The 823-nt window shown below is 76.7% G+C and carries 1 pseudogene; it reads left to right on the forward strand.

What is annotated here, in order from left to right:
* A pseudogene (locus MXD58_RS25945) lies at positions 1-823 on the forward strand (hypothetical protein); the annotation flags it as partial.

An 823-nucleotide genomic window follows, 5' to 3' on the forward strand; every position in this document is an offset into this window, starting at 1 on the left:
GGGCGGCGCCGTGCCGGCGGGCGGCGGTGGCGCGTCCGGCGGCCTCGGCGGGCTCTCCGGCGGCGGGGGCCTGAACGGTCTGGGCGGTCTCGGCGGGGACGATACGACGCCGAAGACCCTGGGGGACCTCAGCCCGCAGCAGCTCAGCACACTGCAGCAGGCCGGGGCGCTCGACGGCCTCGCGCTCACCCCGCAACAGCAGGCGGCGCTGCGCGAGGCCGGCATGGCCGCCTCACCCGGCGCCACCCTCGGCGATCTGAGCCCCCAGCAGCTCGACACCCTGCAACGTGACGGCCTGCTCGACAACGTCCCGCTCTCCCAGGGCGACCTGTCGACCCTGGGCAAGGCCGGTCTGCTCGGTCCGACCAGCGGCGCGCTCAACGACCTCGGCGACCTCAGCCCCGCGCAGCTCGCCGCACTGGACTCCGCCGGCGCTCTGGACAACACCCCGGTCACCGGCGCCCAGCTCGACCAGCTGCGCCACGACGGCCTGCTCGGCCCGAGTGCCGAGGGCATCAACTCCCTCGGCGACCTGAGCCCCGCGCAGCTCGCGGACCTGGGCCGCACCGGCCAGCTCGACGGGATCCCGCTCACCCCCGCCGAGTCGGCCGTGCTGCGACAGGCCGGCCTGCTCGCCCCCGGCAGCGGCCTGACCGGCGGTGGCGGCGGAGTGGGCGCCGCGTTGCCCGACCTGTCCGGCGCCGCGCTGCCCAGCACCGCGTTTCCGACCACCGTCGATGGAGTGGACGTCGGCGGCGGCCTCGGCGGGCTCGGTACGGGCGGTTCCGGCGTGGGCGTCGGTGACATCCGCTCGCCGCTGATC

Source organism: Frankia sp. AgKG'84/4 (assembly GCF_023242965.2).
GTDB lineage: Bacteria > Actinomycetota > Actinomycetes > Frankiales > Frankiaceae > Frankia.